This window comes from Nonomuraea sp. NPDC049624, assembly GCF_040675255.1.
Lineage (GTDB): Bacteria > Actinomycetota > Actinomycetes > Streptosporangiales > Streptosporangiaceae > Nonomuraea.
Window position 1 is genome coordinate 388,027 of sequence record NZ_JBFAOR010000005.1, and the last position, 25,921, is coordinate 413,947.

The window sequence follows — 25,921 nt, forward strand, 5'->3', positions numbered from 1 at the left end:
CACCGCCTCCCCCCGCGGGGGTTCAGCCGGCGACGTGGCAGGCCAGCACCAGGCGCCGGCGGTAGCCGATCCGCTCGTACACCTTGATCGCCGCGGCGTTGACGTCGTCGACCATCAGCGCCGCGCGGCCGTGCGTGGCCACGAGCTGCGACGACATCCAGCCGCACACCCGCTCGGCCAGCCCCCGCCCGCGGAAGCGGGCCGCCGTGGCGACGCCGGCCAGCAGGCCCACCGACGGCGCCGACCACGCGTCGGCCGCCACCGCGGCCAGCTCGCGCCCCACCCGCACACCCGCCCAGCGCCGCACCCCGGCCGCGCCCGGCACCGCGTACGACGCGGGCGCGTCCCCGGCCAGCAGCGCGGCGATCTCCCGCTCGGCCGCGCCGTCCAGCCAGCCGACCGCCGACGTCGGGCCCGCAGCCTCGCCGCCCGGCCAGCCGACCGCCGACGTCGGGCCCACAGCGGGGCCGCCCGCCGGGCCGGCATCCAGAGGGCCGGCGTCGCGTGGGCCGGCATCCCGTGGCGGCGCGCCGGCCTGGCCGGGCCGGGGGCGGGGCGGCCCCGGCAGGCTCATCCAGGAGAACGCGCCGCTCTCCGTCACACCCTCCAGCCTCGCCGCCACCCGCCGCATCAGCTCCCGCTCGCCCAGCGGCCGGAAGGTGGGCCCCAGCTCGGCCAGCGCGTGCCGGACCAGCTCGGCTGCGTCGTCCGGGTCGCCCCACACCGCCAGCCGGTCGTGCCGGGCGATGCCCGGGGCGGCGGCCACCACCGCCTCCCGTAACGCCCAGGCGCGGGCCCGGCCGCGCAGGTCCTGGCCCGTCCACACGACCAGGTCGTCGTCGCCGCACGCGGCGCGCAGCGCGCCCGGGTCGCCGAGCCGGTGGATCACAAGATCTCGCCCGGCCGGTACGCGGCGGCCTGCGGGTGCTCGGCCACGACATGCTCCACCTGCCGCACCACCTCGGCCACCTGCGCGGCGGCCGCGCCGGTGAAGGAGACCCGGTCGGCCAGCAGCGCCTCCAGCTCGGCGCGGTCCAGCGGGAAACGCTCGTCGGCGCCCAGCAGGTCCAGCAGCTCGTTGGAGGCGCCCCGCGACCGCATCGCCAGCGCCGCCGCCACCGCGTGCTCCTTGATCAGCTCGTGGGCCTGCTCGCGGCCCATGCCGGCGCGCACGGCGGCCATCAGCATCTTCGTCGTGCCCAGGAACGGCAGGTAGCGGCCCAGCTCGGCCGAGATCACCGCCGGGAACGCGCCGAACTCCTCCAGCACGGTCAGCATCGTCTCCACCAGCCCGTCGAAGGCGAAGAACGCGTCCGGCAGCGCCACCCGGCGCACCACCGAGCAGGACACGTCGCCCTCGTTCCACTGGTCGCCGGCCAGCTCGCCCACCATGGAGGCGTAGCCGCGCAGCACCACGGTCAGGCCGTTGACGCGTTCGCAGGAGCGGGTGTTCATCTTGTGGGGCATCGCCGAGGAGCCGACCTGCCCCTCCTTGAATCCCTCGGTGACCAGCTCGTGCCCGGCCATCAGCCGGATCGTCCTGGCCAGCGAGGACGGCGCGGCCGCCAGCTGCACCAGCGCCGAGACCACCTCGAAGTCCAGGGATCGCGGGTAGACCTGGCCGACGCTGGTCAGCCGGCGGGAGAACCCCAGGTGCGCGGTGACCTTCTCCTCCAGCTCGGCCAGCCTGTCCTGGCGGCCGCCCAGCAGGTCGAGCATGTCCTGGGAGGTGCCGACCGGGCCCTTGACGCCGCGCAGCGGGTAGCGGCCGATCAGCTCCTCCAGCCGGTGGTAGCCGGCCAGCAGCTCGTCGGCGGCCGAGGCGAACCGCTTGCCCAGCGTCGTGGCCTGCGCTGCCACGTTGTGGGACCGCCCGGCCATGACGGTGGACGTGTGCTCCTCGGCCAGGGAGGCCAGGCGGGCCAGCAGCGCCACGACGCGGTCGCGGACCAGCAGCAGGCTGTCGCGGATCTGCAGCTGCTCGACGTTCTCGGTCAGGTCGCGCGAGGTCATGCCCTTGTGCACCTGCTCGTGCCCGGCCAGCGCGTTGAACTCCTCGATGCGCGCCTTGACGTCGTGGCGGGTGACGCGCTCGCGCGCCGCGATCGACTCCAGGTCGACCTGCTCGACCACCTTCTCGTAGTCGGCGACCGCGCCGTCGGGCACCGCCACCCCGAGCTCGGCCTGCGCCCGCAGCACCGCCAGCCACAACCGCCGCTCAGCGATGATCTTGTACTCGGGAGACCACAGGCGGGCCAGCCCGGGTGAGGCGTAGCGGGCGGCCAGGACGTTCGGGATGCGCGGCTTGGAAGTCACGTTGGACAAGTCTATTCACACCCCGTCACCGCCACCGCATCCAGCCCGCACGCCCTTCCCCGCGGCCCCGTTGCGGCCACGTTGCAGGCACGTTGCGGGCACGTCCGCCCCCGCGGACGGGCGCTGACCAGCGCCGTCGCGCGCCGGGCCGGACGGAGGCCATGTTTCCCCCTGTCCTGGCCGGTAAGTACAGGAAGTCGCGAGGACCCGACCAGAAAGGCATGAACATGAGCACCGACGACAAGATCCGCAACAAGGCCCAGGAGCTCAAGGGACGCGCCAAGGAGAACATCGGCGACGCCACCGACAACGAGAGCCTTCAGGCCGAAGGCCGCGCCGACCAGACCGAAGGCGGCCTGAGGCAGGCGGGTGAGAAGGTCAAGGACGCCGGCAAGAAGGTCAAGGACGCCTTCAAGAAGTAACCGCCGCGGGCCTTGGGGGGCGGTGCGGCGGGTCGTCCCGACCTCGCACCGCGCCGCCTCCCCCGCTTCCCGGTCACCGGCCCCTGCTACCGGGCCCCGGCCGGCCGAAGGGGCCGGACCGTCACCAGAAGCGTGTGCCCGGCGCCGGCTAGCTGTTGCACTCCCGGGACAGGACCTTGCCCGTCTTGGCGTCCGTGCAGGTCTTGCACGTACGGTCCGGGCTCCCCGTGATCGGCTCCTTGGTGGTCTTGCACTCGCGCTCCGTCGCCTGCTCGGGCTGCTTGGTCTTCTGCTCGCAGTACTGCTTCTTGTACCCGCCGCCCTTCTTGTCGCGGCAGTAGTAGCAGCGCTTGTTGCCTTCCTCCAGATATTTGCACTTGGGCGCGCCACTGGCGGCGCCGCCCGCGGCACAGTCGGCAGGCGCGGCCGACGCGGCGGGCGTGACGGTGGCGGCGTGGACTTTCTCCCCCAGCGCCTGCGAGGCCGTCGAAGGGGCGAGGGCGGCAGCGACAAGGGCGCTCACAGCGCATGCTTCCTTGAACACGGTTCCTCCCACAGGACTTCTTCCTCTGGCCCCTCCATCGTGACCCGCCATTACCGGGAATCGTCAAGACGGCCGCCCGGAATTTATTTCCGCCGCCGAAACGCATTTCTTCCCCGGAAACTCCGGCAGGCATTTTCATTACGCCGTGGAAGCAACTTCCACATAACTCTTTTACTTCTGCCGGACCGTCACCTCTTGAGGCGGCGTACGAGGAGCAGCAGGAGAAGGCATACCTGCGCCAGCGGCATGCCCCAAGGCCTCCTCGGCGGCCAAGGAGCCACCACAGCAGCAGCGCGTCCAGCAGCCCCGGCACCAGCAACGACGACCACGTGGCGACCGTGCTGCCGAGCATGTAGGGGTGGAGCCATTCCAGGAACGCGCTCACGGCGGAGCTTGCGTGTCATAGGGGTGGGCGTCCAGCATCGCGGAGCTGCCGTCGTCGACGGGCAGCCCCCAACTGATGATCACGGCGCCGTCACCGGCCTGCGCGGCCAGGTTCAGCACCTTGCTGGGGGACCACCCGGACGGCGGGTGAAGCAGACAGACAGCTGCTCCGCGGCCGACGCGTCCCCGAAGCTGATGAATGGGCAGGTGGCTTACGAAGCCAGCAGGTCGAGGTGAAACCCGACGAAGAAGATCGCGAATCCGGCCCAGCGTAGCTTGCGACTGGGACGCATGACCTCCAGCGCTCGGGCGAACCGTAAGCGGAGAAAGATGGCCGGCTTGTACCTCAGCCAGACGCCTGATTTCTCCAGCATGAGCTCCCCGGACGTCATCACGGTGAACGCCAGCGACGCCGAGCCGAACAGGCCCATCGCCGCCCACATCGCGCTGTGGCTGAACTCCGCGACGCCCCAGGTGAAGATGCCGATACCTGCTCCCAGCACGGCCAGCGACAGAAGGGGCTCGGCAAGGTTCAACGCAGCCACTTCTTCTTCTGCCAGTTCGCGCACAGGACGTTCCTCGGCAGGCAGGCCGGACGTCACCAGATCGCGGATGGCCCGCTTCAGCCGCACTTTCTGGTCGCTGCAGATCCACTCATGCGGTTCGCCGTAGCGGCATTGACGGCCGCAATAGTCATGGCGATTCTTGACGAAGTCGTCCTTCATGCGCAGGTAGTCCTCGAGCGGGACGAGGCTGCCGGCGAACCCTTGCCGGGGAGGCGTCGGATCGATGTAGTCGGCCTCCAGCCCTCGCCAGTCGGTGGGATTGTGCCAGACGGTACGGCTGAGCAGCAGGTTCTCAAGCGCGATCAGCTCCGACAGGTACGAGCTCAGGTGAAGAGTTCTGCGCAGCTTTCGGGCCCGGGCGGACGCCTTTCGGGCGGCTTCTCTAACCTTTTCCGGATCCACCAGATCGAGCAGGGCGACAAGGCCGCCAAGGAACTGCAGACACTTCCCGAGACGACCCCACCAGAAAAGAGTGAACGGCCCCCATTGCGTGGTTGATCCCAAAGGGCCGGAAGTCCACTTTGACACCATTTCCCCCAGGTCTCCCCAGCCAAAAATGGCAAGGAGGCCCACCACTGCAACGAGCGCCCACAACCGCCTCATATCAGCATTATGAAATGCGGGATGGGGTGACCCGCCCGGCCCCGGCGCCGCATGAGGTCGGCGCCGGGGTGCTCCGCTCACGACGTGGGCGTGAGGACCTTGGCCTCGTGCTTGGGCGCGGACGGCTTGCGCCCCACCCGCTCCTTCACCCGCTCCACCACCGTGTACAACGTCGGAACCAGCACCAGCGTCAGGAGGGTCGAGGACACCAGACCGCCGATCACCACGATCGCCAGCGGCTGCGAGATGAACCCGCCCGACCCGGTCACCCCCAGCGCCATCGGCGTCAGCGCGCAGATCGTGGCCACCGCCGTCATCAGGATCGGCCGCAACCTGCGCCGGCCGCCCTCGATCACCGCCTCGACCACGCCCAGCCCCTGATCCCGGTACTGGTTGATCAGGTCGATCAGCACGATCGCGTTCGTCACCACGATGCCGATCAGCATCAGCATGCCGATCAGCGCCGGCACACCCATCGCCGTGTCGGTCGCCACCAGCAGCCCCACCGCGCCGGTCGCCGCGAACGGGATCGACACCAGCAGGATCAGCGGCTGGACGAAGCTCCGGAACGTCGCCACCATGATCATGAACACGATCGCGATCGCCGCCAGCATCGCCATGCCCAGGTCGGAGAACGCGTCCGCCTGGTCGGCCGAGGCGCCGCCGATCTTGTACCGGGCGCCGGCGCCCAGCGCCACCGACTTCATCTTCGTCGTCAGCTCCTGCGTGACGGTGCCCAGGTCCGACGCCTCCACCTTGCCCGACACCGTCGCAGAACGCTCACCGTCGATCCTGGTCACCTGCGTCGGACCGGCCACCTGCTCCACCTTGGCCACCGACGACAACTTCACCAGCCCCGCCGCCGTCGGCAGCTTCAGGTCCTCGATCGCCTTGACGTCGTCGGGCGCGTCGCCGCCGCGCAGCACCAGGTCGCTGCTGCGGCCGTCCAGGGTGATCTGGCCCAGCGGCGCGCCGCGGAACGCCTGCGCCACCGCCTGACCGACCTGCCCCTCCGACAGCCCCTTGGCCGCCGCCTTCTCCCGGTCCACCGCGACCTCGATGCGCGGCGCGCTGGCCTCCAGGTTCGACGACAGGTCACGCAGACCCTTCACCTGGCTCATCGCGACCTTGACCGCCTCGGTCGCCGTGCGCAGCGACTCGGCGTCGGGCGCCTGCACGATCACGCTCACCGTGTCGGAGGAGAACCCGCCACCGCCGGCGCCGCCGACCGTCACCTCGCCGACCCCGGACAGGCCCGTGATCTTCTCGCGGAGCTGCCGCTCCACCGTCGCCGGCTCGGCGCCGTCCTTGACCGTCACCGAGAACGACGCCCGGTCCGCGCCACCGCCCACGCCGCCCTGCATGGCGTTGCCGCCACCCACGTTGACCTGGTACGTCTCCACACCGGCCAGCCCCGACAGCACGCCCTCGACCTTCTTGGCCGCCTTGTCGGTCGTGGCCAGATCGGTGCCGACCGGCATCTTCTGCGTCAGGGAGATCGTGTTCTGCCCGGAGGAGTCCAGGAAGTTCGTCCGCAGACCGCCCGCCAGGCCCATCGTCCCGACGAACACCGCCACGCCGATCAGCACCGTCACCAGCTTGAACCGCGTGGCGAACCGCAACACCGGCAGGTACGCCCGCTGCAACGGGCTGCGCAGCTCCTTGGCCTCGGCCTCCTCACGCTGGGCCCGCGCCTGCTCCGGCGACAACGACGGCGCCTTGAGGAACCAGTACGCCAGCACCGGCACCACCGTCAGCGACACCACCAGCGAGGCCAGCAACGCCACCGCCACCGTCACCGCGAACGGCCGGAACAACTCCCCGACCATGCCGCCCACGATCGCGATCGGCGCGAACACCGCCACCGTCGTCAGCGTCGAGGCCGTCACCGCCCCCGACACCTCCCGCACCGCGGTCAGGATCGCCTGCAGCTTGGCCTCGCCGTAACCCAGATGGCGCTTGATGTTCTCCAGCACCACGATCGAGTCGTCGACCACCCGGCCCACCGCGATCGTCAGCGCGCCCAGCGTCAGCATGTTGAGGGAGTAGTCACCCGCCCACAACGCCAGCAACGCGATCACCACCGACAGCGGGATCGACACCGCGGTCACCAGCGTCGAGCGCACCGACAGCAGGAACACCAGGATGACCAGCACCGCGAACGCCAGCCCCAGCAGGCCCTCGGTGGTCAGGTTCTCGATCGACTCCTCCACGTACGGCGCCTGGTCGAACACCACCGACACCTGCGTGTCGGAGGAGTCGCCCAGCGACCGCGTCAGCTCCGGCAGCTTCTCGCGGATCTCGTGGGAGATCGTCACCGCGTTGCCGTCGGGCGTCATCGTCACCGACACGCCGAGGCTGGTCTTGCCGTCGGTACGGGTGATCGTCGAGGCGTCGGCCAGGCCGCGCGTGATCTCGGCGACGTCACCGAGCTTGACCGGCTTGAGCGGCTTGGGCCGCGCGACCTGCTGCGGCAGGGCGGCCCGGCCCGTCTGGGCCGGCTGCCCGGCCTGCGGGCGGCCCTGCGCCTGCCCCTGGGTCTGCCCCGGAGTCTGGGCCGGGGTCTGGGCCTGCTGTTGGGCGGGCTGCGCGGGGGTCAGGTAGAGGTTCTTCAGCTTCTCCAGGGAGTCGACCCGCGACCCCACCTGCACGGTCAGCGACCTGCCGTCGGAGGTCAGCGACCCGGCCGGGATCGGCGTGCCGTTCGCCTTGAGCACCTCGGGGATCTGCGCCGCCGACACCCCGGCCAGCGCCATCTTCTTGACGTCCGGCTCGATCGTGACGACCTCGTCACGGGTGCCGGTGACCGCCGCCTCGCGCACCCCCTCCACGCTCTGCAGCTCCGGCACCATGATCCGGCGCAGCTTGTCGGCCATCGCCCGCTCGTCGCCGCCGTCGCCCACCGCCAGCACCAGCACCGGGATGTCGTCGGTGTTGCCCGCCACCACCTGCGGATCGACGCCCTGCGGGAGCGTGATCCTGGCGACGGCCTGCTGCATCTTGTTCAGCGAGGCCTCGATGTCGGTGCCGTACTCGAAGGTTACCTGGATCTGGGCCATGCCCTCCTTCGACGTGGAGGTCATCTGCTCCATGCCGGGGATCCCCTGGAAGGAGTCCTCGATCGGCTTCGTCACCTGGTCTTCGACGATCTCCGGCGAGGCGCCGGGGAAGGGCGCGATGACGAACGCGCCCGGGAACGCCAACGACGGCAGGAGCTGCTGCTTCAACTGCGGAATCGTGAACGCGCCGAACGCGGTGATCACGACCGCCACCAAGATCACAAGACTGCGGTTGACCAGACTCAACCGGGCGAAAGCGGTCATAGGCTCCCCTCCAAAGTTCGCCCCAGACTAACACTTTGCCTTATACGAATATTTAGCCTCACTCAGCTTTCCTGATAACCTTCTCAGGAAGCGAGAGGTGAGCGTGAGCGACGACCGCGAAGACCTGATCCGCCGGATCACCGAGACACAGCGCGACCTGGGAAGACTGTTCACCCGGCAACAGTCCCCCCTGTTCAGCTCCAACCTCACCATCCGGCAGCTCCACGTCGTCATGCAGCTGTCGACGCAGGGCTCCGCCTCGGGCCAGGAGCTCGCCCACACCCTCGGCGTCAGCCTCGCCACCGTCACCGGCATCGTCGACCGCCTGGTCGCCCAGGGCCTGGTCAGCCGGCACGAAGACCCCAACGACCGCCGGGTGCGCCGGGTCGAGCTCACCCCCGCCGGCGCCACCCTGATCGCCGAGATCAACGACGCGGGCCTCAGACACTACAAGCGCATCATGTCCCACCTCGACACCGAGACCCTGCGCGCCCTCGACCACGCCACCCGCCGCATCCACGAAGTCGCGGACAAGCTCTACAACGAATGACCCACCCGGGGCGCTCCCGATTGTTGCGGCTTTTTTGATGAATTGCGGGTGAATGCCACCAGCCCAGCGGCTTTACATTGTAGATTTCAGACGGGACAACATCGCCGGCAGCTCGCCCTCGCAGACCACCGTCAGCCGCCGCGTCGCCCGGGTCACCGCCACGTACAGGTCGTGGCCGCCCATCGGCGACTGCTCCAGGATCCCCGCCGGATCGACCACCACCACCCCGTCGAACTCCAGGCCCTTGGCCTGCGTCACCGTCAGCACCACCACCGGCGCGTCCAGGTCCGCCGACCCCGGGAACAGAGCCGCCACCCGCGCGTGCAGCCCGTCGGGCGTGATGACCCCCAACCGGCCGTCCTCGCCCCGCGCGCCCAGCTCGGCCAGCTCCGCCGCCACCAGCGCCGGCAGCTCCGCGACCGCCGCCCGCACCGCGCGGGGTTCGTCGCCGCCGTCCCGCACCGACTCCGGCGGCTCCTGCCCCGGCGCCACCGCCGCCAGCACGTCGGCCGCCACCCGCATGATCTCCACCGGCGTGCGGTAGTTGACCAGCAGCCGCTCCTCCCGCCAGCGCCCCTCCAGGTACGGGTCGAGCACCTGCGCCCACGAGCGCGCCCCCGCCGCCGACCCCGTCTGGGCCAGGTCGCCCACCACGGTCAGCGACCGCGCCGGGACCCGCCGCAGCACCGTCCGCCAGGCCATCGGCGACAACTCCTGCGCCTCGTCCACGATCACGTGCCCGTAGGCCCACGTGCGGTCGGCCGCCGCCCGCTCGGCCGTCGTCAGCCCCGCGCCGTCGTCGGCCTGCCGCTCGGCCAGCACGTCGGCCCGGTCGAAGACGCCGCCCTCCAGCAGGCCGGTGGTCTCCAGCACCTCGCGCGCGTACAACTCCTGCTCGGCCCACTCCTCCCCCGCGCGCCGCGCCGCCACCCGCTCGGCCGAGTCGTCGTGGCCCAGCAGCTCGGCCGCCTCGTCCAGCAGCGGCACGTCGCCGACCGTCCAGGGCGACTCGCGGGGCCGCACCAGCGCCGTCCAGTCCAGGCCCGGCGGGCACACCGACCACAACGTGTCCGGCGTGGACAGCAGATCGGCGACCAGCTCCTGCGGCGTCAGCTCCGGCCACAGCTCGGCCACCGCGCGCCGTACCGGCTCCTCCCCCCACAGCCGCTCGGCCGCCAGCGCGATGTCCGTCTCGTCCAGGTCGCCCTCCAGGTCCAGCGGCTCGGCCAGCTCCGGGTCGTCGGCCGCCAGCTCCTCCAGGTGCAGCGACTCCTCCAGCGCCCGCGCCTCCGCCCTGGCCAGCTCCTTCAGCAGCTCGGTGACGTACAGCTTGCGGGCCATGTTGTGCGGCAGGCGCACCGCCCGCGCCCGCTCGCGCAAGCGCACGCACACCGCGTGCGGCACGCGCAGCCGCAGCCCGTCGAGCTCCACCTCCAGATCCCCTGCGGGCACCCGCTGCCGGTCGGCCACCGCCGCGGCCACCACCTCGGCCATCCGCAGGTCGCCCTTGACCACCGCGGCCGCCGGCGGATCGGCCGCCACCGCCCGCACCCCCGGGAACAGCTCCCCCACCGTGGCCATCACCACCTGCGTCTCCCCCAGCGCCGGCAGCACCTGCCCGATGTAGCGCAGGAACATCGGGTTGGGCCCCACCACCAGCACCCCGCGCCGCTCCAGCGTGTCGCGGTGGGTGTAGAGCAGGTAGGCGGCCCGGTGCAGCGCCGCGACGGTCTTGCCGGTGCCCGGCCCGCCCTGCACCACCAGCGCCCCCTGCAGACCCGCCCTGATCACCCGGTCCTGCTCGATCTGGATCGTGGCCACCACGTCGCCCATCCGGCCGGTACGGCCCCGCCGCAGCGCCGCCAGCAGCGCCGCCTCGCCCACCAGCGTGCGCCGGTCGCCGTCGGACATGCCGTCCAGGTCGAACACCTCGTCGTCGATGCCGACCACCGTGCGGTCCTTCAGGTGCAGATGCCGGCGCCGCACCAGGCCGCCCGGGTCGGTGGCGGTGGCCACGTAGAACGGGCGCGCGGCCGGGGCCCGCCAGTCGATCAGCACCGACTCGTGGTCCTCGTCGCGCAGCCCGATCCGGCCGACGTACGTGCTGACGCCGCCGGAGTCGTCGATCCGGCCGAAGCACAGGCCGCGCTCGACCGCGTTGAGCTGGGCCAGCCGCCGCGCCTGCTCGGCGGCGGTCACCTCGCGCTCGAACCGTGCCTGGCGGGTGCCCGGCGCGCCACCGCCGGCGTACACCTGGCGCAGCGTCGCCTGCGCCCGCTCCCTGGCCGCGTCGAGCCGGGCGTACAGCCGCCGGACCATACGCTGCTCGCTGTCAAGGGCTTGCGCGAGACCATCTTGACGATTAGCCATTCCCTGCTATACTCCTTTACGGGAGCTCTGTGGAGCCGCTTCTCGTATTGTCGAGCTCACGAGCCTAGCCCCCCTTCGCCGTTCCGGCAACCGACGCCGCCCGCCCGCCTTCCCGCGGCTGCTGCTACCTTGAGCCGTCGTGTCGGACTATCTGCGTGACCTGTTCTCCCTGCACGGCCGCCGCGCCCTCGTCACCGGCGGCAGCTCCGGCATCGGCCTGGCCATGGCCGAGGCGATCGGCCGGGCCGGAGCCGAGGTCGTCCTCGCCGCCCGCAGGCCCGCCGAGCTCGACCGGGCCGCCGAACGGCTGCGCGCCCACGGCGTCACCACCTCCGCCGTCAGCGCCGACCTGCACGACCGGGACGACCTGGCCCGCCTGTGCGCCGCCGCCGGCGAGATCGACATCTTGGTCAACGCCGCCGGCAACAACATCCGCAAGCCCATGGCCGAGCTCACCCCCGGCGACTACGAGCAGACCATCGCCGTGCACCTGACCGCCCCCTACCTGCTCGGCCAGCACTTCGGCCCCCGCATGGCCGCCCGCGGCCGGGGCCGCATCATCAACGTCGGCTCCCAGCAGTCCATCAGCGCCTTCGGCGACAGCGGCGTCTACGGCGCGGCCAAGGCCGCCGTCGCCGGCCTCACCCGCTCGCAGGCCGAGGCGTGGTCGGCGCACGGCGTCTGCGTCAACACGATCATCCCCGGGTTCGTGCTCACCCCGCTCACCGAGCCCGCCCAGGCCGTCCCCGGCCGCGTCGAGGAGCTGGCCGCGCGGCACATGACCGGGCGCAACGGCGTGCCCGGCGACTTCGCGGGCGCGGCGGTGTTCCTGGCGGGGGACGCCTCGGCGTTCGTCACCGGCCAGCTGCTCTTCGTCGACGGCGGTTTCTCCGTGCACTGACGGAGGTGGCCGTCCCGGCCCGACGCCTTTACGTTGTAGATCAGGTACGGCGGCGGGCCCGGTAGGCGCTGGCCTTGGCGCGGTTCTGGCACGACAGGCCGCAGAACCGGCGCGAGGCGTTGCGGGTGACGTCGAAGAAGACCAGCTCGCACGCCGCCGCCTCGCACGTGCGCAGCCGTACCCCCTGGCCGACGCCGATGACCATGGCCAGCGCGGTGGCCGTGTCGGCCGCCCACGCCTCCACCAGGCCGGCGGCGGGCCCGTGGAAGGCCAGGACCGGCGGGTCGCCGTGCAGGTTGGGCACGGCGCCGTGGCGCAGCAGGGCCCGGTTCAGCGCGGCCGGCGCGGCGGGGCTCGCGGTGAAGGCGGGCCGCAGCTCGCCGGCCACCCCGGCCAGCCGGTCGGCGTCGGCCACGGTCAGCGCCCTGCTGGGCGTCCAACCGTGCCGGACGAAGGCGGCGTCGAGGGCGGCGCGCCGGTCGGCCGGCGGCCCGGCGGGACGACCACGCACCTGGGTGACGGCCAGTTCGTTGACCAGCAGGACGGCCAGATCAACCCATCTACCGACATAACTGTCGATCTGGGACTGGCCGGTGATGCGCCACGCGTCTGTCGTCACCGGCGAAGCCTACCCAGGCAGTGACGCCGGCCGGGCGAGGGTCACGCGAAGCCGGGGGCGGGCTGCCACAGGCTGATCTCGGTGCCCTGGTCGTCGGTGCAGGTGCAGCCGCGGCCGGACTTGCTCTCGTACACCTCGCCCGTCGTGCCGCCGAGCTCGCGCACCCGCTCGACGGCGGCGTCGATGTCCTCGACGTGGTAGTAGAGGTTGGGCTGCGCGGACCGGCCGGCGGCGTGCAGGCCCATCGGCACGTCGGTGTTGGTGACGTGCAGGTAGCGCTCGTGCTCGCGCCTGAACTCCCAGCCGAACTGCGGCCCGTAGAAGGCCGCCGCCCGCTCCAGGTCCTCGACCGACAGGGTGTAGTAACCCAGTTGGACAGTCATGCACGTCTCCCCGCAATAATTGCCGCTGACGTTAAGCACCAACACCATAACGGAAGCAGGCAAAGATTAACAACGACGTTAACGACCTGGACGCCACGCTGGCCGCCCTGGCCGACCCCACCCGGCGCAAGGTGATCGACCTGCTGCGCGAGGGCCCGCGCCCGGCCGGCGAGCTGGCCCAGGCGGTGCGCATGAGCGCCCCCGCGCTCAGCAGGCACCTGCGCGTGTTGCGGGCCGGCGGCCTGGTACGGGCCGAGGCGGGCGGCGACGACGCCCGGCTGCGGCTCTACACCCTGCGCCAGGAGCCGTTCGCGGCGCTGCAGGCGTGGCTGGACCAGGTGCAGGCGTTCTGGGCCGAGCAGCTCGGCTCGTTCAAGGACCACGTGGAGCGCGGGCGGTGACCGCCGTACGGGCGGCGGTCGTCGTGCCGGTCGATCCGGCGACCGCGTTCCGGATGTTCACCGACGAGATCGACCAGTGGTACGTGCGCGGCCGCCACAGCTGGGTCGACCCCGCCCGCGCGGTGGCCATCCGCTTCCAGGACGGCTACCTGCGCGAGCTGTGGGACGCCGGCGGCCACGCCGACCTGGGCCGGATCGTGCGCTGGGAGCCGCCCCGCCGCCTGGTCTGGGCCGACCTGCTCAACCCGGGCGGCCGGATGGAGATCGAGGTGGCCTTCACCGCGGTCGGGGACGGCACACAGGTGCTGCTCGAACACCGCGGCCTGGACACCCTGCCCCCCGACGTGGCCGGGCGCATCCGCCGCGGCTACTCCTGGAACATCGTGCTGGACTGGTTCGCCGCCCGATGGACGCGGGCGTGATACGCGGGCGCGATCAGCGACGGCCGTACTTCTTGTGCACGGCCTGCTTGCTGACGCCGATCGCGTCGGCGATCTGCGCCCAGGGCAGGCCCGCCACCCTGGCCCGGCGCACCTGGACGGCCTCCAGGCGCTCGATCTCGCGCCGCAGCGCGGTGGTGGCGTGCAGGGCCAGCAGCGGATCGTCGTCCTGCGCCTGCCTCATCAGGGACGCCAGGTCGTTGGTCATGCCCTAACGGTAGTCCACGATCTCCCGCCGCTCAGCAGGTCATCGCGCGTCCAGGACCAGGCGGACGCCGAGGCCGATGAGCACGACGCCGGAGATCTGCTCCAGGCGGCGCCGGACGGCCGGGCGGCCCAGGAAGTCCCTGGCCCTGGCGACGGTCCAGATGAGCAGGCCGTACCAGACGGTGTCCACCAGCACCCACACGACGGCGAGGGTCACCAGCGTCAGCGGCACGTTCTGCCCGGCCGGCACGAACGGCGGCAGGAACGACATCGCGAACACCGCGGCCTTGGGATTGGCCAGGCAGGTGCCGAGCCCCGACAGGTAGGACCCGCGCAGCCCGGCCACCGCCTCGCCCTCCACCGGCGGGGTGCCCCGGCGCGCGTTCCACAACGCCTGCGCGCCCATCACCACCAGCACGACCGCGCCCGTGACGCGCATGACGTCGTAGGCGACCTGCGAGGCCACCAGCAGCGCCGACAGCCCGAACGCGGCGGCCAGCCCCCACAGCAGGATGCCGGTCTCGTTGCCCAGCGTGGCCGCCACGCCGGAACCGCGGCCGGAGCGGATCGTCTGACGCAGGATGACGGCGGTGCTCACGCCGGGGACCATGGCCACCAGGAAGCACGCGCCGACGAAAGCCAGAAGGTACATGGTGGGCATGCTGACAGAGAAGGCGGCCTATTTCTCGCGATTTATCAGGACAGGTGGATCTAGAGGTACAGCTTGCCGAGACCGGCCACCGCCTCGGCCATCAGCGCCCGCAGCTCGGCCGGCTCCAGCACCTCGACGTCGGCGCCCATGCGCAGCAGCAGCCAGCGCGCGTGGGTGAGCGACTCGACCGGCACGGTGATCGTGCGCCAGCCCTCGGGGTCCGGCTCGCCGGCCGCGGCCAGCGCCGCGGCGACCACGTCGGACCCCATCGTGTACGCCAGCAGGTCCTCCCGGCCGGGCGCCAGCCTGATGACGGCCTCGGCGGTGTACATGCGCTCGCGGAACTCCTTGGCGTACGCCCGCCAGAACGCCGCCAGCTCGAACCCATCCGGCCTGCGGAAACGGCCCGGGAGCTGCTCGACGGTGAGGATGCGCGAGACCCGGTAGGTGCGCGGCGAGCCCTCGGGCGGGGCGGCGACCAGGTACCAGGAGCCGCCCTTGAGCACCAGCCCGTACGGGTGGATCACCCGGTCGACCTCCCGCTGCCCCCACCGGCGGTAGGTCATGTGCAGCGGCCGCTGGTCCCACACCGCCTCGGCCACGTCGCTCAGGTGCGGCACGTCGTCGGCCGAGCGGTACCAGCTGGGCACGTCCAGCAGGAAACGCTCGCGCATGCGGGAGGCGTGCGAGCGTGGCTCGGGCGGCAGCGCGGCCAGCAGCTTCAGCTCCGCGGTCGCCGCGACGTCGGCCAGCCCCAGCTCGGCGGCGGGCCCCGGGAGCCCGGCCAGGAACAGCGAGGACGCCTCCTCGGCCGTCAGCCCGGTCAGGCGGGTGCGGTAGCCGTCCAGGAGCTGGTAGCCGCCCGCCGGGCCGCGGTCGGCGTAGACCGGGACGCCGGCCGCCGACAGGGCCTCGACGTCCCGGTAGACCGTGCGGATCGACACCTCCAGCTCGGCGGCCAGTTCGGGCGCGGTCATGCGGCCCCGCGTCTGCAGCAGCAGGAGGAGGGAGAGCAGACGGCTGGCGCGCATATCCGTCATTGTATTGCGCACATTTTCGGTGTTTGTATGAACAGATGGAACGTTTGACCGCCATCATGAACGCCCTGCGCGCCCAGGACAGCGTCACGGTGACCGAGCTCGCCGAGCGGCACGGCGTGTCGGAGATGACGATCCGCCGCGACCTGGACGAGCTGGCCCAGCAGGGCGTGGTCCGCCGGGTCAGGGGCGGGGCGCTGTCCCTGCTGCTGCGCGGCGAGGAGCCGCCGTTCGGGGTGCGCGAGCGGGAGGCGGTGGAGGCCAAGCGGCGCATCGGCGTCCAGGTCGCGGCGATGATCGCGGACGGGGAGGCGGTCGTCCTGGACGGCGGCACCACCGTCCTGGAGGTGGCCCGCGCCCTGGCCGGGCGGCGGCTGACCGTGCTGCCGCTGGCGTTGCAGGCCGTCTCACTGCTGGCCGCCGCGCCGCGGGTGCGCCTGGTGCTGCCCGGCGGCGAGGTGCGCAAGGGCGAACTGAACCTCACCGGCCCGCTCGCCGAGAGCTCGATCGCGGCGCTGCGCTTCGACACCGCGGTGATCGGCTGCTGCGGCCTGTCGGCCGAGCACGGCCTGACCGCGCACGACCTGCCCGAGGTCGCGGTCAAACGGGCGGCCATCGCCGCCGCCCGGCGGGTGATCGTGGCCTGCGACTCGGGCAAGTTCTCCCGTACGGCCTTCGGCGCGGTCTGCCCGATCTCCCGCCTGGACGTCGTGGTGACCGACGAAGGCGTGCCGCCCGAGCAGCGTGACGCGCTCCTCGCGGCCGGGGTGGACGTCAAGGAGGCCGGGTGAGACGCGAACGGACGGCCGTCTACCTGCTGTTCTTCCTGGCCGGCCTGGCCATCGGCACCTGGACGGCCCGCATCCCCGCCATCAAGGAGAGCCTCGGCCTCGACGCGGGACGGCTCAGCCTGGCGCTGCTGGCCATCGCGGCGGGCGCCGTCGCGGGCATGACGACCGTCGGCCGCCTGGTCGACCGGTACGGCAGCAGCCGGGTCATGATCCCGGCGGCCCTGTCGCAGGGCGCGGTGCTGGTGCCGCCCGCCTTCGCGCCGGGCCTGGGCGCGCTGGCCGCCGCGCTGCTGGCCTTCGGGATCGTCCACGGCGTCCTGGACGTGTCCATGAACGCCAACGCCGTCGAGGTGGAACGCGCCCACGGGCGGCCGGTGATGTCGTCCTTCCACGCCGTCTACAGCATCGGCGGGTTCGCCGGGGCCACGATGGGCGGGGTGTTCGCGCAGGCCGGGCTGCCGCCGTCGGTGACGTTCGGATGCGTGGGGACGGTGATCGCCGTGCTGGCGGTGTGGGCGTGGCGGTGGGCGCTGCGCTCGGCGCCCGCTCCCCTGCCGGCCGGCGGCTCGGGGTCCGGACGGCCCAAGGGCATCCTGTTCCTCGGCGTGCTGGCCTTCTGCTGCCTGGTGGGCGAGGGGGCGGCGGCCGACTGGAGCTCGGTCTACCTGCGCGAGGACCTGGCCTCCTCGGCGGGGTTCGCCGCCGCCGGGTACGCCGCGTTCTCGATCGCGATGACCGCGGGGCGGCTGGCGGGGGACCGGCTGGCCGCCCGGTTCGGCCCGGTTGCGCTGGTGCGGTGCTGCGGGCTGCTGGCGGCGGCGGGGCTCGGCCTGGCGCTGCTCGGCGGTGGGCCGGTGGCCGGGGTGGTGGGGTTCGGCTGCTTCGGGGCGGGGTTGTCGTGCATCGTGCCGCAGGTGTTCTCGGCCGCGGGGCACCGGGATCCGGCCTTCGCCGGGCGGGCGCTGGCGCGGGTGGCGTCCGTCGGGTACCTGGGGTTCCTGTCGGGGCCGGTGATCATCGGGGCGGTGGCCGAGCTCGCCGGGTTGCCCCGGGCGCTGGCCGTACCGGCGCTGATGGCGGCCTTCGTGGCCCTGACGGCCCCCGCCGTGCGCCCTTGAGGCGTCCGGGCGCGGGCGGCGGGCCGGGGTTCAGCCGAACTGCTGCCAGCCGAGCCTGATCACCATCGCCACCACCACGCACAACAGCACGACCCGGACGAACGCCGTGCCGCGCCTGATCGCCATCCTGGCGCCGAGCTGCGCGCCGGCCACGTTGCACAGCGCCATGCCCAGCCCGAGCGCCCACTGCACGTGGCCCTGCAGCCCGAACACCGCCAGCGCCCCGAGGTTGGTGCCCACGTTGATGATCTTCGCCGAGGCGGAGGCGGAGACGAAGTCCAGGCCGAGGATGGTGGTGAAGGCGATGATGAGGAAGGTGCCGGTGCCCGGCCCCATGATGCCGTCGTAGAAGGCGATGCCCACGCCCGCCGCGGCCACCGCCGCCACCACGCGGGCGCCGGTCCGCAGGTGCGGCTGCGGCAGGGCGCCCATCGAAGGGCGCAACGTGACGAACGCCGCCACGCCGAGCAGCACCACCATCACGACCGGGCGCAGCACGTCGGCCGAGATCGCCGCCGCCGCCCACGCGCCCAGCCCCGCGCTCACCACGGCCAGCGCCGCGCCCGGTAACGCCACCTGACGGTCGATCTTGGTGGAGCGCGCGTACGCCACGGCGGCCGAGGCCGTGCCGAACACCGAGGAGAACTTGTTGGTCGCCATGGCCTGGACGGGCGGCATGCCGGTCATCAGCAACGCCGGCAGCTGCACCAGCCCGCCGCCGCCCACGACCGCGTCGACCCATCCGGCGCCGGCCGCGGCCGCCAGCAACACCACAACCTGCTCCAGCGGCACGCCGCTCCCCCACTCCCCCAGGAAACGCCCAGAAGACTACAGCCCCCCTCCAACCACCCACCCCTCCGGTGGAGCAGTCAGACGGCCAGGAGGCGGCCGGCCGGCCGGCGACCCGGCGTTGCGCGGGTGGCCGGCGGGTGGACGATGTGGCCGGGTAGGCGAGACTGGACCGGTGACGATCGAGAACGGACCGCCCGTGTCGAGCACCTCCATCGTGGTGCTGACGCTGGCGCGGCGGGTCGAGACGGAGCTGTCCGCCGAGCTGGCGCCGCTTGAGCTGACGATCAGCCGCCTGGGGCTGCTGGGACACATCGCCGGCGTGCCCGGCGCGTCGTTCAGCGACCTGGCGCGCATGTCGGGCATCTCCGTGCAGAGCGTGCACACGGCGGTGAAGGGGCTTGTCCAGGCGGGGCTGGTACGCGACCGTACGGCGCGGGCGGGGTCCGCCTCCACCATCGAACTCACCCCCGAGGGACAACGCCTCCTGCGGCAGGCCGCCCAGGCCGTCACCAAGGTCGACGAACGCCTCTTCGGCCCCGACGCCGACCCGATCCACCAGCAGGTGGGCGACGCGATCCGCACCGCCTTCACCGGCCCCCGCCGACCCGGCGACACCACCTCCCCCGCCTGACCTGCGACACGCCCCCCACGCGGCCCGCCGGCCATCCAGGTAGGAAGCGCACCCGCGCCGGGCCGCACGGGGAACACCTCTCGCTCCTTTGAGAAATCGCTGCGAAATCACTGAGAAACCGCTGAGACGGCCGGGTCAGTGTGCAGGCGAAAGGTTCGTTCGCCGCAGGAAGCGAGGGCTCGATGAGCGTGTTCACCCGGCTCTGCGACCGCACGGTCGCACTACTCGTCCCCCGGGTCGAGGCCGAAGCCTCGAACTGTTACTGGGACTACCTCCACGTCGACGGCACCTGCTACAAGCGCTGGTGCTGCCTCTACACGTCCGGAACCAGGTGCAACGGCTACGTGGCCTGCTAGGAGGGCTCATGATGCACGACTTGTGTGACCGCCTCGTCGCCCGGCTCGTCCCCCGCCTGACGGCGGCGGCCAGCAACTGCTGGGACGAGATCAACGGCCGCTACTGCCGCCGGTGCTGCGTCTACAGCACCGGGACCAGGTGCAACGGCTGGACGGTCTGTTAGGAACCCGTCGAAGCCGTGATCCGCGGGCCGGGCTCCACCACCGGGGTCCGGCCCTCCTTTTCCCTCGACGAGGAGGTCAGATGATGTACGCGCTGTGGACCGCCGTCATGATCCTTGCCGTGCTGTGCGTGGCCAACGCGATGCTCGCGATGGGCGTCATCCGCAGGCTCCGCGAGCACACCGAACGGCTCAACGCCCTGTACGAGCGGCCCGCGGACGGCCCGCCGGCCGCCGTGCAGCCCGGTGAGACGGTCGCCGGGTTCGAGCCGGGAGCCCCGCTGCCCGAGCGCACGCTGATCGGCTTCTTCTCGCCCACCTGCGCCCCGTGCAAGAAGCTCGCGCCCGCGTTCGCCGAACTGGCCGCGACCATGGGACGCGAGCAGGTCGTCGCGGTGATCGCCGGATTCCCCGACGACACGGGCACGCTGCGGGAACTGCTCGACCCCGTCGCCAGGATCCGGCACGGCGGGCCGGACGGCGGGCCGCTGGCCGAGGCGTTCAAGGTCGAGGCCTTCCCCCAGGTGTTCCTCCTGGACGCCGGCCGTACCGTGCTGGCCGCCGGCCACACGCTCGACGACGTGCTCGCCGCCACGCATGACTGAGGTGTCCTCCCCTCGCGCGCTGGCCGGGGCCGCGGAACTGGCCTGGCGCGGCGCGCCCGCCATGGTGATCGTCTACGTCGCGACCACGCTGGCCCAGGCGCTGCTGCCGATCGCCGCGGCATGGCTGACCAAAGCCCTGCTCGACGCGCTGAGCCGGCACAGCGGGCCCGTGCTCGGCCCGGCGGTGGGGCTGGCCGCCTGCGGGCTGGCGGCGGGGGTGCTGCCCGCGGTGTCGTCCTTCGCCAACAGCGCACTGGGCCGGTCGGTGGGACTGCGCGCCACCGACCGGCTCTTCGAGGCCACCGAGCGCTTCGTCGGGCTGCGGCACTTCGAGGACCCGGCGTTCCTCGACCGGCTGCGCCTGGCCCAGCAGTCCACCGCGAGCTGCCACGGGCTGCTCGGATCGGTGTTCGAGGCGGGCCGGGCCGCGCTCACCATCGCCGGCTTCCTGGGCGCCGTGGCCCTGATCAACGCCTGGATGGCCGCTGTCGTGCTGGCGTCGCTGGTGCCCGCGCTCGCCGTCCAGCTGGGGCTGGCCAGGCGGCAGGCGGCGATGTTGTGGCGGACCAGCCCCGCCGAACGCCGCCAGTTCTTCTACGGGCAGTTGCTCACCGGAACCCAGGCCGCCAAGGAGATCAGGCTCTTCGGGACGGGAGCCTTCCTGCGCGGCCGCATGCTGGACGAGCGCAGGCAGGTCAACCGCGTCCGGCGCCGCCTGGACGTGCTGCAGCTGGCCTCGCACGGCGGGCTCGAACTGCTGGCCGCGCTGGTCGCCGGCGGCGGGCTGGTGTGGACGGGGCTGGCGGCGAGCGCCGGCGAGCTCAGCGTCGGTGACGTCGCGATGTTCGCGGGCGCCGTGGCCGGCACCCAGCAGGGCCTCAACACGCTGGCGCAGACCATCGCGCAGATCTCGCAGAGCCTGCGGCTCTTCGCCCACTACCTCCGCGTCACCTCCACCCCGCCCGACCTGCCGGTCGCCGCCGTCCCGCTGCCCGCGCTGCGCCGCGGGATCGAGCTGCGCGACGTGTGGTTCCGTTACGGCGACGACCACCCCTGGATCCTGCGCGGCGTCGACCTCTTCATCCCCTGCGGCGGCGCCCTCGCCCTCGTCGGCCTGAACGGCGCGGGCAAGAGCACCCTGGTCAAGCTGCTGTGCAGGTTCTACGACCCCACCAGGGGCACGATCCTGTGGGACGGCGTCGACCTCCGTGACGCGGCGCCGCAGGACCTGCGGGCCAGGATCAGCGCGGTGTTCCAGGACCACATGGCCTACGACCTGTCGGCCGCCGAGAACATCGGACTCGGGAACCTCCCGCTGATCGGCTCGGCATCCGCCATCAGGGCCGCGGCCGGGCGAGCGGGGATCGACGGCGCCATCAAGGCGCTGCCCAGAGGCTATGACACGTTGCTGACCAGGCTGTTCTTCGACGACGAGGCCGAGGGCAGCGCGGGGGTCGAACTGTCGGGCGGGCAGTGGCAGCGGATCGCCATCGCCCGGGCCCTGCTGCGGGACGATCCGGAGCTGATGATCCTGGACGAGCCGAGCTCCGGGCTGGATCCCGAGGCGGAGTACGACATCCACCTTCGGATGCGTGCGGGCCGGGCGGGCCGGACGAGCCTGCTCATCTCGCACCGGCTCAACACCGTGCGCGACGCCGACCTCATCGTGGTCCTGGACGAGGGACGGGTCGTCGAGCAGGGCCGGCACCGGGACCTGATGGGACGCGACGGCCCCTACTCCCGGCTGTTCACCCTGCAGTCCAGCGGGTACGTCGCGGAGGCGGTCGGATGAGGTACCTGCTGGTGGCGGCGGCCACAGCGGCGGTCGCGGCGGCGGGGCTGGCGTGGCTGCGCGGGCGCTACCTGGCGGTCACCGTCGAGGGCGTCAGCATGGTGCCGACCCTGCGGCCGGGTCAGCGACTGCTCGCGCGCAGGGGCGCGGGCGTCACCGGTGACATCGTCGTGGTGCGCGGGGGCCGCGGGCTGATGGTGAAGCGACTGGCCGCGTGCGAGGGGGAGCGGCTACCCGCCGTGCTCGGGGGCGGCCTCGTGCCCGTGGGGCGGGTCGCCGTCCTGGGCGACAATCCGGGCCGGAGCGCGGATTCACGGCAGTTCGGCCTGCTGCCCGCCTCGGCGGTGGTCGCGGTGGTGCGCTCCGCCCCCGTCCGGACGTAGCAGCGGGACCTGTCGTCGAGAACGTGGCGCTGCGGCGGAGCCTCCAGACGTCCGGCCGAGTTTCAGGGGGACTGAAGGTCTCGCTAAGCTTCAGGCACCCTGAAGGTTGGAGGAGATCCATGGAGCATGTCCTGTTGTCCGTTCATGTGCTGGCGGCCATCGTGTTCGTCGGCGGCTCGGCGGTGGCGTCGAGCCTGTTCCCCCGCTACGCCCCCGTCGCCGGCCCCGTCGCCAGCGCCGCCACCGGCCCCGCCACACCCCCCACCACGGAACGCAACACGGAACGCAACGCCGCCGTGGCCGCCGTGCTGCACCGCATCACCGGCGGCTACGCCGTGTTCGGGCTGGTCGTCCCGCTGGCCGGGATCGTGCTGGCCGGCGTGCAGGGACGGATGGGGCAGACCTGGATCGTCGTGGCGATGATCCTCACCGCCGTCGCGGGCGCGTTGCTGGCCACCCAGATCCACCCTCGCCAGCGCCAGGCGCTCGACGCCCCCGACGACGGCCGGCGGCTGCGCACACTGGCGATGCTCGCCGGCGTCTACAACCTGCTGTGGGCGGTCGTCGTGGTGCTCATGATCGTCCGCCCCGGCGAGCAGACGGGAGCCTGAACGTGCTCACCCTGCGCATCGCCGCCGCCGTCGAGGCCGTCACGCTGGCGATCCTGCTGGCCAACCTGCTCACCGTGCACGCCCAGCCGGTCACGACCTACGCCGGACCGCTGCACGGCATGTCCTACCTGGTCGTCATCGCCACGGCGGCCATGACGCCCAGGGCACAGGGGACGCCCGGGGCCCGCTGGAGCGCGTTCGTCCCCGGCGTCGGCGGGCTGCTCGCTCTGCGCCGCCTGCGCGCCGGACGCGACGGCCGGGACGGATGACCCCCGGGGCCCGGCCGGGCCCCGGGAGGTCAGCGGGCGGGGACCAGGGCGCGCTTCCTGGAGGCGTAGATGTCGTCGATCAGCCGGTAGCTGCGCGCCTGCTCGGCGGTGAAGATGCGGTCGCGCTCGATGTCCTTCCTGATCTCCAGCACCCCGCGCCCGGTGTGCCGGGCCAGGATCTCCTCCTGCTGGTCACGCATCCGCACGATCTCCCTGGCGTGGATCTCCAGGTCGCTCGACTGCCCCCGGCCGCCCTCGGTGGCCGGCTGGTGGAGCAGGACGCGCGCGTGCGGCAGGGCCGCCCGCTTGCCCGGCGTGCCCGCCGCGAGCAGGACGGCCGCCGCCGAGGACGCCTCCCCGATGCAGACCGTGTGGATCTCCGGCCGGACGAACTGCATCGTGTCGTAGATGGCCGTCATCGCCGTGAACGACCCGCCCGGCGAGTTGATGTACATGTTGATGTCCTGGTCGGGATCGAGCGACTCCAGCGTGAGGAGCTGGGCCATGACGTCGTTGGCCACCGTGTCGTCGATCGGCGCGCCGATGAACACCACCCGGTCCTCGAACAGCTTGTTGTACGGGTTCATCTCCCGCACCCCGTAGGAGGTGCGCTCGGTGAAGGAGGGCAGCACGTAGCGACCGCTCATGGTCAGTTCATCCCTTCGGCGATGTGGTCGACGAACCCGTACTCCAGCGCCTCCTGGGCGGTGAACCACCGGTCGCGGTCGGAGTCGGCCTGGATGCGCTCCAGCGGCTGGCCGGTGTGGTGGGCGATGATCTCGGCCATCCTGCGCTTGGTGTAGAGCATGTTGTCGGCCTGGATCTGGATGTCGCTGGCCGAGCCGCCGATGCCGCCCAGCGGCTGGTGCATGACGATGCGGGCGTTGGGCAGGGCGTAACGCTTGCCCGGCGCGCCGGCGGTCAACAGCAGCTGGCCCATGGAGGCGGCGAAGCCCATCGCCACCGTCGCCACGTCGCACGGGACGAACTGCATCATGTCGTAGAGCGCCATGCCGGCCGTCACCGAGCCGCCCGGCGAATTGATGTAGAGCGTTATGTCCCGATTGGGGTCTTCGGCGGCCAGCAAAAGCAGCTCACCGCAGAGCCGGTTGCAAATCTCGTCGTCGACCTCCTGGCCGAGGACCACGATGCGTTCCTTCAGCAGGCGCTGACTGAGCTGGTCAGGCCAGGCCGCGCGCTGGGTCTCCGTCATTGACGTCGCCTTTCTGCCGAAACTAATTCCGCGAAAAACGCTAGACCCGGCGGCGGCTAATTCCGGCCCATTTTCGCTGGGGGCGCATTTCCCTCAAGGCGCATTACTCCCAGCGCGAAAAAGTATCGACATACAATCCCGGATGTGAGAAGGAACCTCCCCCGTCGCTGGGCGTGCCTCATCCTGGGCGGGGCGCTGCTGATGCCGTACATGATGGCCGGGGTGCTGGTCGCCGGGTTGTGGCGCGGCGTGTCGTCTGACCTGCTGATGCCGATCCAGGTCGGGGTGTTCGTCGCGGTGCTGCCGGTGGTGGCGGTGACCGGGCTGTTCCTGCCGGTGCGCGCGCTGGAGGTGAACGCCGCCCAGGGGCTGCTCGGGGCCCGGGTGGAGACCCCGCCGCGGCAGGCCCGCCGGTCGTGGCAGGAGCGGCGGCGCACCGCCGCGTGGTTCACGCTGCATCTGGCGGTGGGCGGCGTGGTCAGCGGGTTCACGCTGGCGGTGGTGCCGTTCACGGTGTTCACGATGGCGCTGCCGTTCGTCGGGGAGCCGATGCCGGTGCTGGGCCTCACGGCCGAGCCGGGGTGGCCGTCCCTGCTGTGGGCGGCGGCGGGCGTGGGGGCGCTGGCGCTGCTGGTGGCGGGCGCGGCGGGCGCGGGCGCGCTGCTGGCCGCCCTGGCTCCCCCGCTGCTCGGCCCCACCCCCGCCGAACGGCTGGCCGCCGCCGAAGATCATGCCCGTACGCTGGCCGAACGCAACCGGCTGGCCCGCGAGCTGCACGACTCGGTCGGGCACGCGCTCAGCGTCGTCACCCTGCAGGCCGCCGCGGCCGGCCGCGTCCTCGACCGCGACCCGGCCACCGCCAGGACCGCGCTGGCGGCCATCGAGCAGTCGGCCCGCGCCGCACTGGAGGACCTCGACCACGTGCTCGGCGTCCTACGCGAAGACGCACGCGAGGACGGGCGCAAGCACGCACGCGACGACGGGCGCGAGGACGTGAGCGAGGACAGGCGGGAGGGGCGCCGCGAGGGCCATCGGGAGGACGGTGAGGCGGCGCGGCGGGCGCCGCAGGGGACCTTGGCCGACCTCGCGGCGCTGGTGGCGGGCTCCGGCGCCGAGGTGCGGCAGGACGTGGGCGACCTGTCCGGCGTGCCCGCCGTCGTCTCCAGGGAGGCGTACCGCATCCTGCAGGAGGCGCTGACCAACGCGATCCGGCACGGCGGCGGCACGGTCCGGCTGGCCGCCGCCGTCCAGGGCGACGACCTGCGGCTGGAGGTCAGCAACCCCGCCGGGAAGCGCGCCGGAAGCCACGGGCGGGGCGGCCGGGGCGGCCGGGGCGTGGCCGGCATGCGCGAACGCGTCCGCCTGCTCCGCGGCGACCTGCACGCCGGCCCCGACGAGGACGGCTGGACGGTCTCGGTCCGCCTCCCCCTGCGCCCGACCCCCTGACTCCCACACCCTGCCCCCTCCAGACAGCTCGCTCC

Annotated in this window: 31 protein-coding genes; 16 read left to right on the forward strand and 15 right to left on the reverse strand. The window is 72.3% G+C overall.

Annotation, left to right across the window (positions count from 1 at the left end):
- Positions 1-22: 22 nt before the first annotated feature.
- Together AB0J76_RS22705 and purB are read right to left on the reverse strand one after the other, a co-directional pair.
- Positions 23-889: a GNAT family N-acetyltransferase gene (locus tag AB0J76_RS22705; protein ID WP_364390358.1), complete on the reverse strand. Its 867-nt coding sequence runs from the start codon at positions 887-889 to the stop codon at positions 23-25.
- On the reverse strand, positions 886-2,316 hold the full coding sequence (purB, locus tag AB0J76_RS22710; protein ID WP_352327821.1) for an adenylosuccinate lyase: 1,431 nt from the start codon (positions 2,314-2,316) through the stop codon (positions 886-888). The genes AB0J76_RS22705 and purB overlap by 4 nt, the downstream gene beginning before the upstream one ends.
- A 227-nt stretch (positions 2,317-2,543) precedes the next feature.
- Here purB and AB0J76_RS22715 point away from each other — a divergent pair, with 227 nt between their 5' ends.
- Complete coding sequence (locus tag AB0J76_RS22715) at positions 2,544-2,738, forward strand: CsbD family protein (RefSeq protein ID WP_352327820.1); 195 nt, start codon at positions 2,544-2,546, stop codon at positions 2,736-2,738.
- 148 nt (positions 2,739-2,886) lie between these two features.
- Here the strand turns inward: AB0J76_RS22715 and AB0J76_RS22720 are convergent, their stop codons facing one another.
- The 4 genes from AB0J76_RS22720 to AB0J76_RS22735 all read right to left on the reverse strand — a co-directional run bounded on the left by AB0J76_RS22720 (position 2,887) and on the right by AB0J76_RS22735 (position 8,158).
- On the reverse strand, positions 2,887-3,261 hold the full coding sequence (locus AB0J76_RS22720) for a hypothetical protein (protein ID WP_352327819.1): 375 nt from the start codon (positions 3,259-3,261) through the stop codon (positions 2,887-2,889).
- Positions 3,262-3,663: 402 nt separating this feature from the next.
- The gene (locus AB0J76_RS22725; RefSeq protein ID WP_352327818.1) at positions 3,664-3,786 is read right to left on the reverse strand and encodes a hypothetical protein; all 123 of its coding nucleotides are present in this window, start codon (positions 3,784-3,786) and stop codon (positions 3,664-3,666) included.
- Between the two features lie 92 nt (positions 3,787-3,878).
- Entirely contained in the window at positions 3,879-4,835 is a 957-nt protein-coding gene (locus AB0J76_RS22730) for a hypothetical protein (protein WP_352327817.1), read from the reverse strand.
- 77 nt (positions 4,836-4,912) lie between these two features.
- Positions 4,913-8,158: an efflux RND transporter permease subunit gene (locus AB0J76_RS22735; protein ID WP_364390361.1), complete on the reverse strand. Its 3,246-nt coding sequence runs from the start codon at positions 8,156-8,158 to the stop codon at positions 4,913-4,915.
- Positions 8,159-8,255: 97 nt separating this feature from the next.
- Here AB0J76_RS22735 and AB0J76_RS22740 point away from each other — a divergent pair, with 97 nt between their 5' ends.
- Positions 8,256-8,708 carry a MarR family transcriptional regulator gene (locus AB0J76_RS22740; RefSeq protein ID WP_364390363.1) on the forward strand — a complete coding sequence of 151 codons (453 nt, stop codon included), beginning with the start codon at positions 8,256-8,258 and terminating at the stop codon, positions 8,706-8,708.
- Between the two features lie 72 nt (positions 8,709-8,780).
- On the opposite strand, the gene AB0J76_RS22745 is transcribed toward AB0J76_RS22740, so the two are convergent.
- Complete coding sequence (locus AB0J76_RS22745; protein ID WP_352327814.1) at positions 8,781-11,027, reverse strand: ATP-binding domain-containing protein; 2,247 nt, start codon at positions 11,025-11,027, stop codon at positions 8,781-8,783.
- A gap of 190 nt (positions 11,028-11,217) precedes the next feature.
- Between AB0J76_RS22745 and AB0J76_RS22750 the strand changes: the two genes are divergently transcribed.
- Positions 11,218-11,979, forward strand: a complete 762-nt coding sequence (locus AB0J76_RS22750) for an SDR family oxidoreductase (protein ID WP_364390365.1) — start codon at positions 11,218-11,220, stop codon at positions 11,977-11,979.
- Positions 11,980-12,019: 40 nt separating this feature from the next.
- On the opposite strand, the gene AB0J76_RS22755 is transcribed toward AB0J76_RS22750, so the two are convergent.
- Positions 12,020-12,598, reverse strand: a complete 579-nt coding sequence (locus tag AB0J76_RS22755) for a CGNR zinc finger domain-containing protein (RefSeq protein ID WP_352328270.1) — start codon at positions 12,596-12,598, stop codon at positions 12,020-12,022.
- A 41-nt stretch (positions 12,599-12,639) separates the two neighbouring features.
- Positions 12,640-12,981 (reverse strand): VOC family protein, encoded by a 342-nt coding sequence (locus tag AB0J76_RS22760; protein ID WP_352328269.1) that lies wholly within the window; start codon positions 12,979-12,981, stop codon positions 12,640-12,642.
- Positions 12,982-13,079: 98 nt separating this feature from the next.
- Here AB0J76_RS22760 and AB0J76_RS22765 point away from each other — a divergent pair, with 98 nt between their 5' ends.
- Both AB0J76_RS22765 and AB0J76_RS22770 read left to right on the forward strand, forming a co-directional pair.
- A complete protein-coding gene (locus AB0J76_RS22765; protein WP_364390571.1) occupies positions 13,080-13,382 on the forward strand; it encodes a metalloregulator ArsR/SmtB family transcription factor in 303 nt (100 codons plus the stop codon).
- On the forward strand, positions 13,379-13,804 hold the full coding sequence (locus AB0J76_RS22770; protein ID WP_352328268.1) for an SRPBCC domain-containing protein: 426 nt from the start codon (positions 13,379-13,381) through the stop codon (positions 13,802-13,804). The genes AB0J76_RS22765 and AB0J76_RS22770 overlap by 4 nt, the downstream gene beginning before the upstream one ends.
- 13 nt (positions 13,805-13,817) lie before the next feature.
- Here AB0J76_RS22770 and AB0J76_RS22775 read toward each other — a convergent pair whose 3' ends face one another.
- The 3 genes from AB0J76_RS22775 to AB0J76_RS22785 are packed head-to-tail and all read right to left on the reverse strand — an operon-like array spanning position 13,818 to position 15,712.
- Entirely contained in the window at positions 13,818-14,030 is a 213-nt protein-coding gene (locus AB0J76_RS22775) for a hypothetical protein (RefSeq protein WP_352328267.1), read from the reverse strand.
- 39 nt (positions 14,031-14,069) lie between these two features.
- Positions 14,070-14,681 (reverse strand): LysE family translocator, encoded by a 612-nt coding sequence (locus tag AB0J76_RS22780; RefSeq protein WP_352328266.1) that lies wholly within the window; start codon positions 14,679-14,681, stop codon positions 14,070-14,072.
- 59 nt (positions 14,682-14,740) lie between these two features.
- Positions 14,741-15,712 carry a WYL domain-containing protein gene (locus AB0J76_RS22785; protein WP_352328265.1) on the reverse strand — a complete coding sequence of 324 codons (972 nt, stop codon included), beginning with the start codon at positions 15,710-15,712 and terminating at the stop codon, positions 14,741-14,743.
- 44 nt (positions 15,713-15,756) lie between these two features.
- Here AB0J76_RS22785 and AB0J76_RS22790 point away from each other — a divergent pair, with 44 nt between their 5' ends.
- Together AB0J76_RS22790 and AB0J76_RS22795 are read left to right on the forward strand one after the other, a co-directional pair.
- Positions 15,757-16,509, forward strand: coding sequence for a DeoR/GlpR family DNA-binding transcription regulator (locus AB0J76_RS22790; RefSeq protein ID WP_352328264.1), 753 nt, complete (start codon positions 15,757-15,759; stop codon positions 16,507-16,509).
- Positions 16,506-17,627: an MFS transporter gene (locus tag AB0J76_RS22795; protein ID WP_352328263.1), complete on the forward strand. Its 1,122-nt coding sequence runs from the start codon at positions 16,506-16,508 to the stop codon at positions 17,625-17,627. Before AB0J76_RS22790 ends, AB0J76_RS22795 begins: the two co-directional genes overlap by 4 nt.
- Positions 17,628-17,657: 30 nt before the next feature.
- Here the strand turns inward: AB0J76_RS22795 and AB0J76_RS22800 are convergent, their stop codons facing one another.
- Positions 17,658-18,419, reverse strand: a complete 762-nt coding sequence (locus tag AB0J76_RS22800) for a TSUP family transporter (RefSeq protein WP_352328262.1) — start codon at positions 18,417-18,419, stop codon at positions 17,658-17,660.
- Between the two features lie 172 nt (positions 18,420-18,591).
- Between AB0J76_RS22800 and AB0J76_RS22805 the strand changes: the two genes are divergently transcribed.
- The 8 genes from AB0J76_RS22805 (at position 18,592) to AB0J76_RS22840 (ending at position 23,227) form a co-directional block, all read left to right on the forward strand.
- Positions 18,592-19,050, forward strand: a complete 459-nt coding sequence (locus AB0J76_RS22805) for a MarR family winged helix-turn-helix transcriptional regulator (protein WP_352328261.1) — start codon at positions 18,592-18,594, stop codon at positions 19,048-19,050.
- Between the two features lie 182 nt (positions 19,051-19,232).
- Positions 19,233-19,406 carry a hypothetical protein gene (locus AB0J76_RS22810; RefSeq protein WP_352328260.1) on the forward strand — a complete coding sequence of 58 codons (174 nt, stop codon included), beginning with the start codon at positions 19,233-19,235 and terminating at the stop codon, positions 19,404-19,406.
- Between the two features lie 8 nt (positions 19,407-19,414).
- Positions 19,415-19,570, forward strand: a complete 156-nt coding sequence (locus AB0J76_RS22815; RefSeq protein WP_352328259.1) for a hypothetical protein — start codon at positions 19,415-19,417, stop codon at positions 19,568-19,570.
- Between the two features lie 80 nt (positions 19,571-19,650).
- Positions 19,651-20,172 (forward strand): thioredoxin family protein, encoded by a 522-nt coding sequence (locus tag AB0J76_RS22820; protein WP_352328258.1) that lies wholly within the window; start codon positions 19,651-19,653, stop codon positions 20,170-20,172.
- The gene (locus AB0J76_RS22825) at positions 20,165-21,964 is read left to right on the forward strand and encodes an ABC transporter ATP-binding protein (protein WP_364390371.1); all 1,800 of its coding nucleotides are present in this window, start codon (positions 20,165-20,167) and stop codon (positions 21,962-21,964) included. Before AB0J76_RS22820 ends, AB0J76_RS22825 begins: the two co-directional genes overlap by 8 nt.
- Positions 21,961-22,347, forward strand: coding sequence for a S26 family signal peptidase (locus AB0J76_RS22830; RefSeq protein WP_352331077.1), 387 nt, complete (start codon positions 21,961-21,963; stop codon positions 22,345-22,347). The genes AB0J76_RS22825 and AB0J76_RS22830 overlap by 4 nt, the downstream gene beginning before the upstream one ends.
- A 119-nt stretch (positions 22,348-22,466) precedes the next feature.
- Positions 22,467-22,958, forward strand: coding sequence for a hypothetical protein (locus AB0J76_RS22835; protein WP_364390373.1), 492 nt, complete (start codon positions 22,467-22,469; stop codon positions 22,956-22,958).
- Positions 22,959-22,960: 2 nt separating this feature from the next.
- Entirely contained in the window at positions 22,961-23,227 is a 267-nt protein-coding gene (locus AB0J76_RS22840) for a hypothetical protein (RefSeq protein WP_364390375.1), read from the forward strand.
- A 29-nt stretch (positions 23,228-23,256) separates the two neighbouring features.
- Here AB0J76_RS22840 and AB0J76_RS22845 read toward each other — a convergent pair whose 3' ends face one another.
- A complete protein-coding gene (locus AB0J76_RS22845; RefSeq protein WP_352328090.1) occupies positions 23,257-23,874 on the reverse strand; it encodes an ATP-dependent Clp protease proteolytic subunit in 618 nt (205 codons plus the stop codon).
- Positions 23,875-23,876: 2 nt separating this feature from the next.
- Positions 23,877-24,440, reverse strand: coding sequence for an ATP-dependent Clp protease proteolytic subunit (locus tag AB0J76_RS22850; RefSeq protein WP_352328091.1), 564 nt, complete (start codon positions 24,438-24,440; stop codon positions 23,877-23,879).
- Positions 24,441-24,584: 144 nt separating this feature from the next.
- On the opposite strand from AB0J76_RS22850, the gene AB0J76_RS22855 reads away from it, so the two are divergent.
- Positions 24,585-25,886, forward strand: coding sequence for a histidine kinase (locus tag AB0J76_RS22855; RefSeq protein WP_352328092.1), 1,302 nt, complete (start codon positions 24,585-24,587; stop codon positions 25,884-25,886).
- The last annotated feature ends 35 nt before the right edge of the window (positions 25,887-25,921 follow it).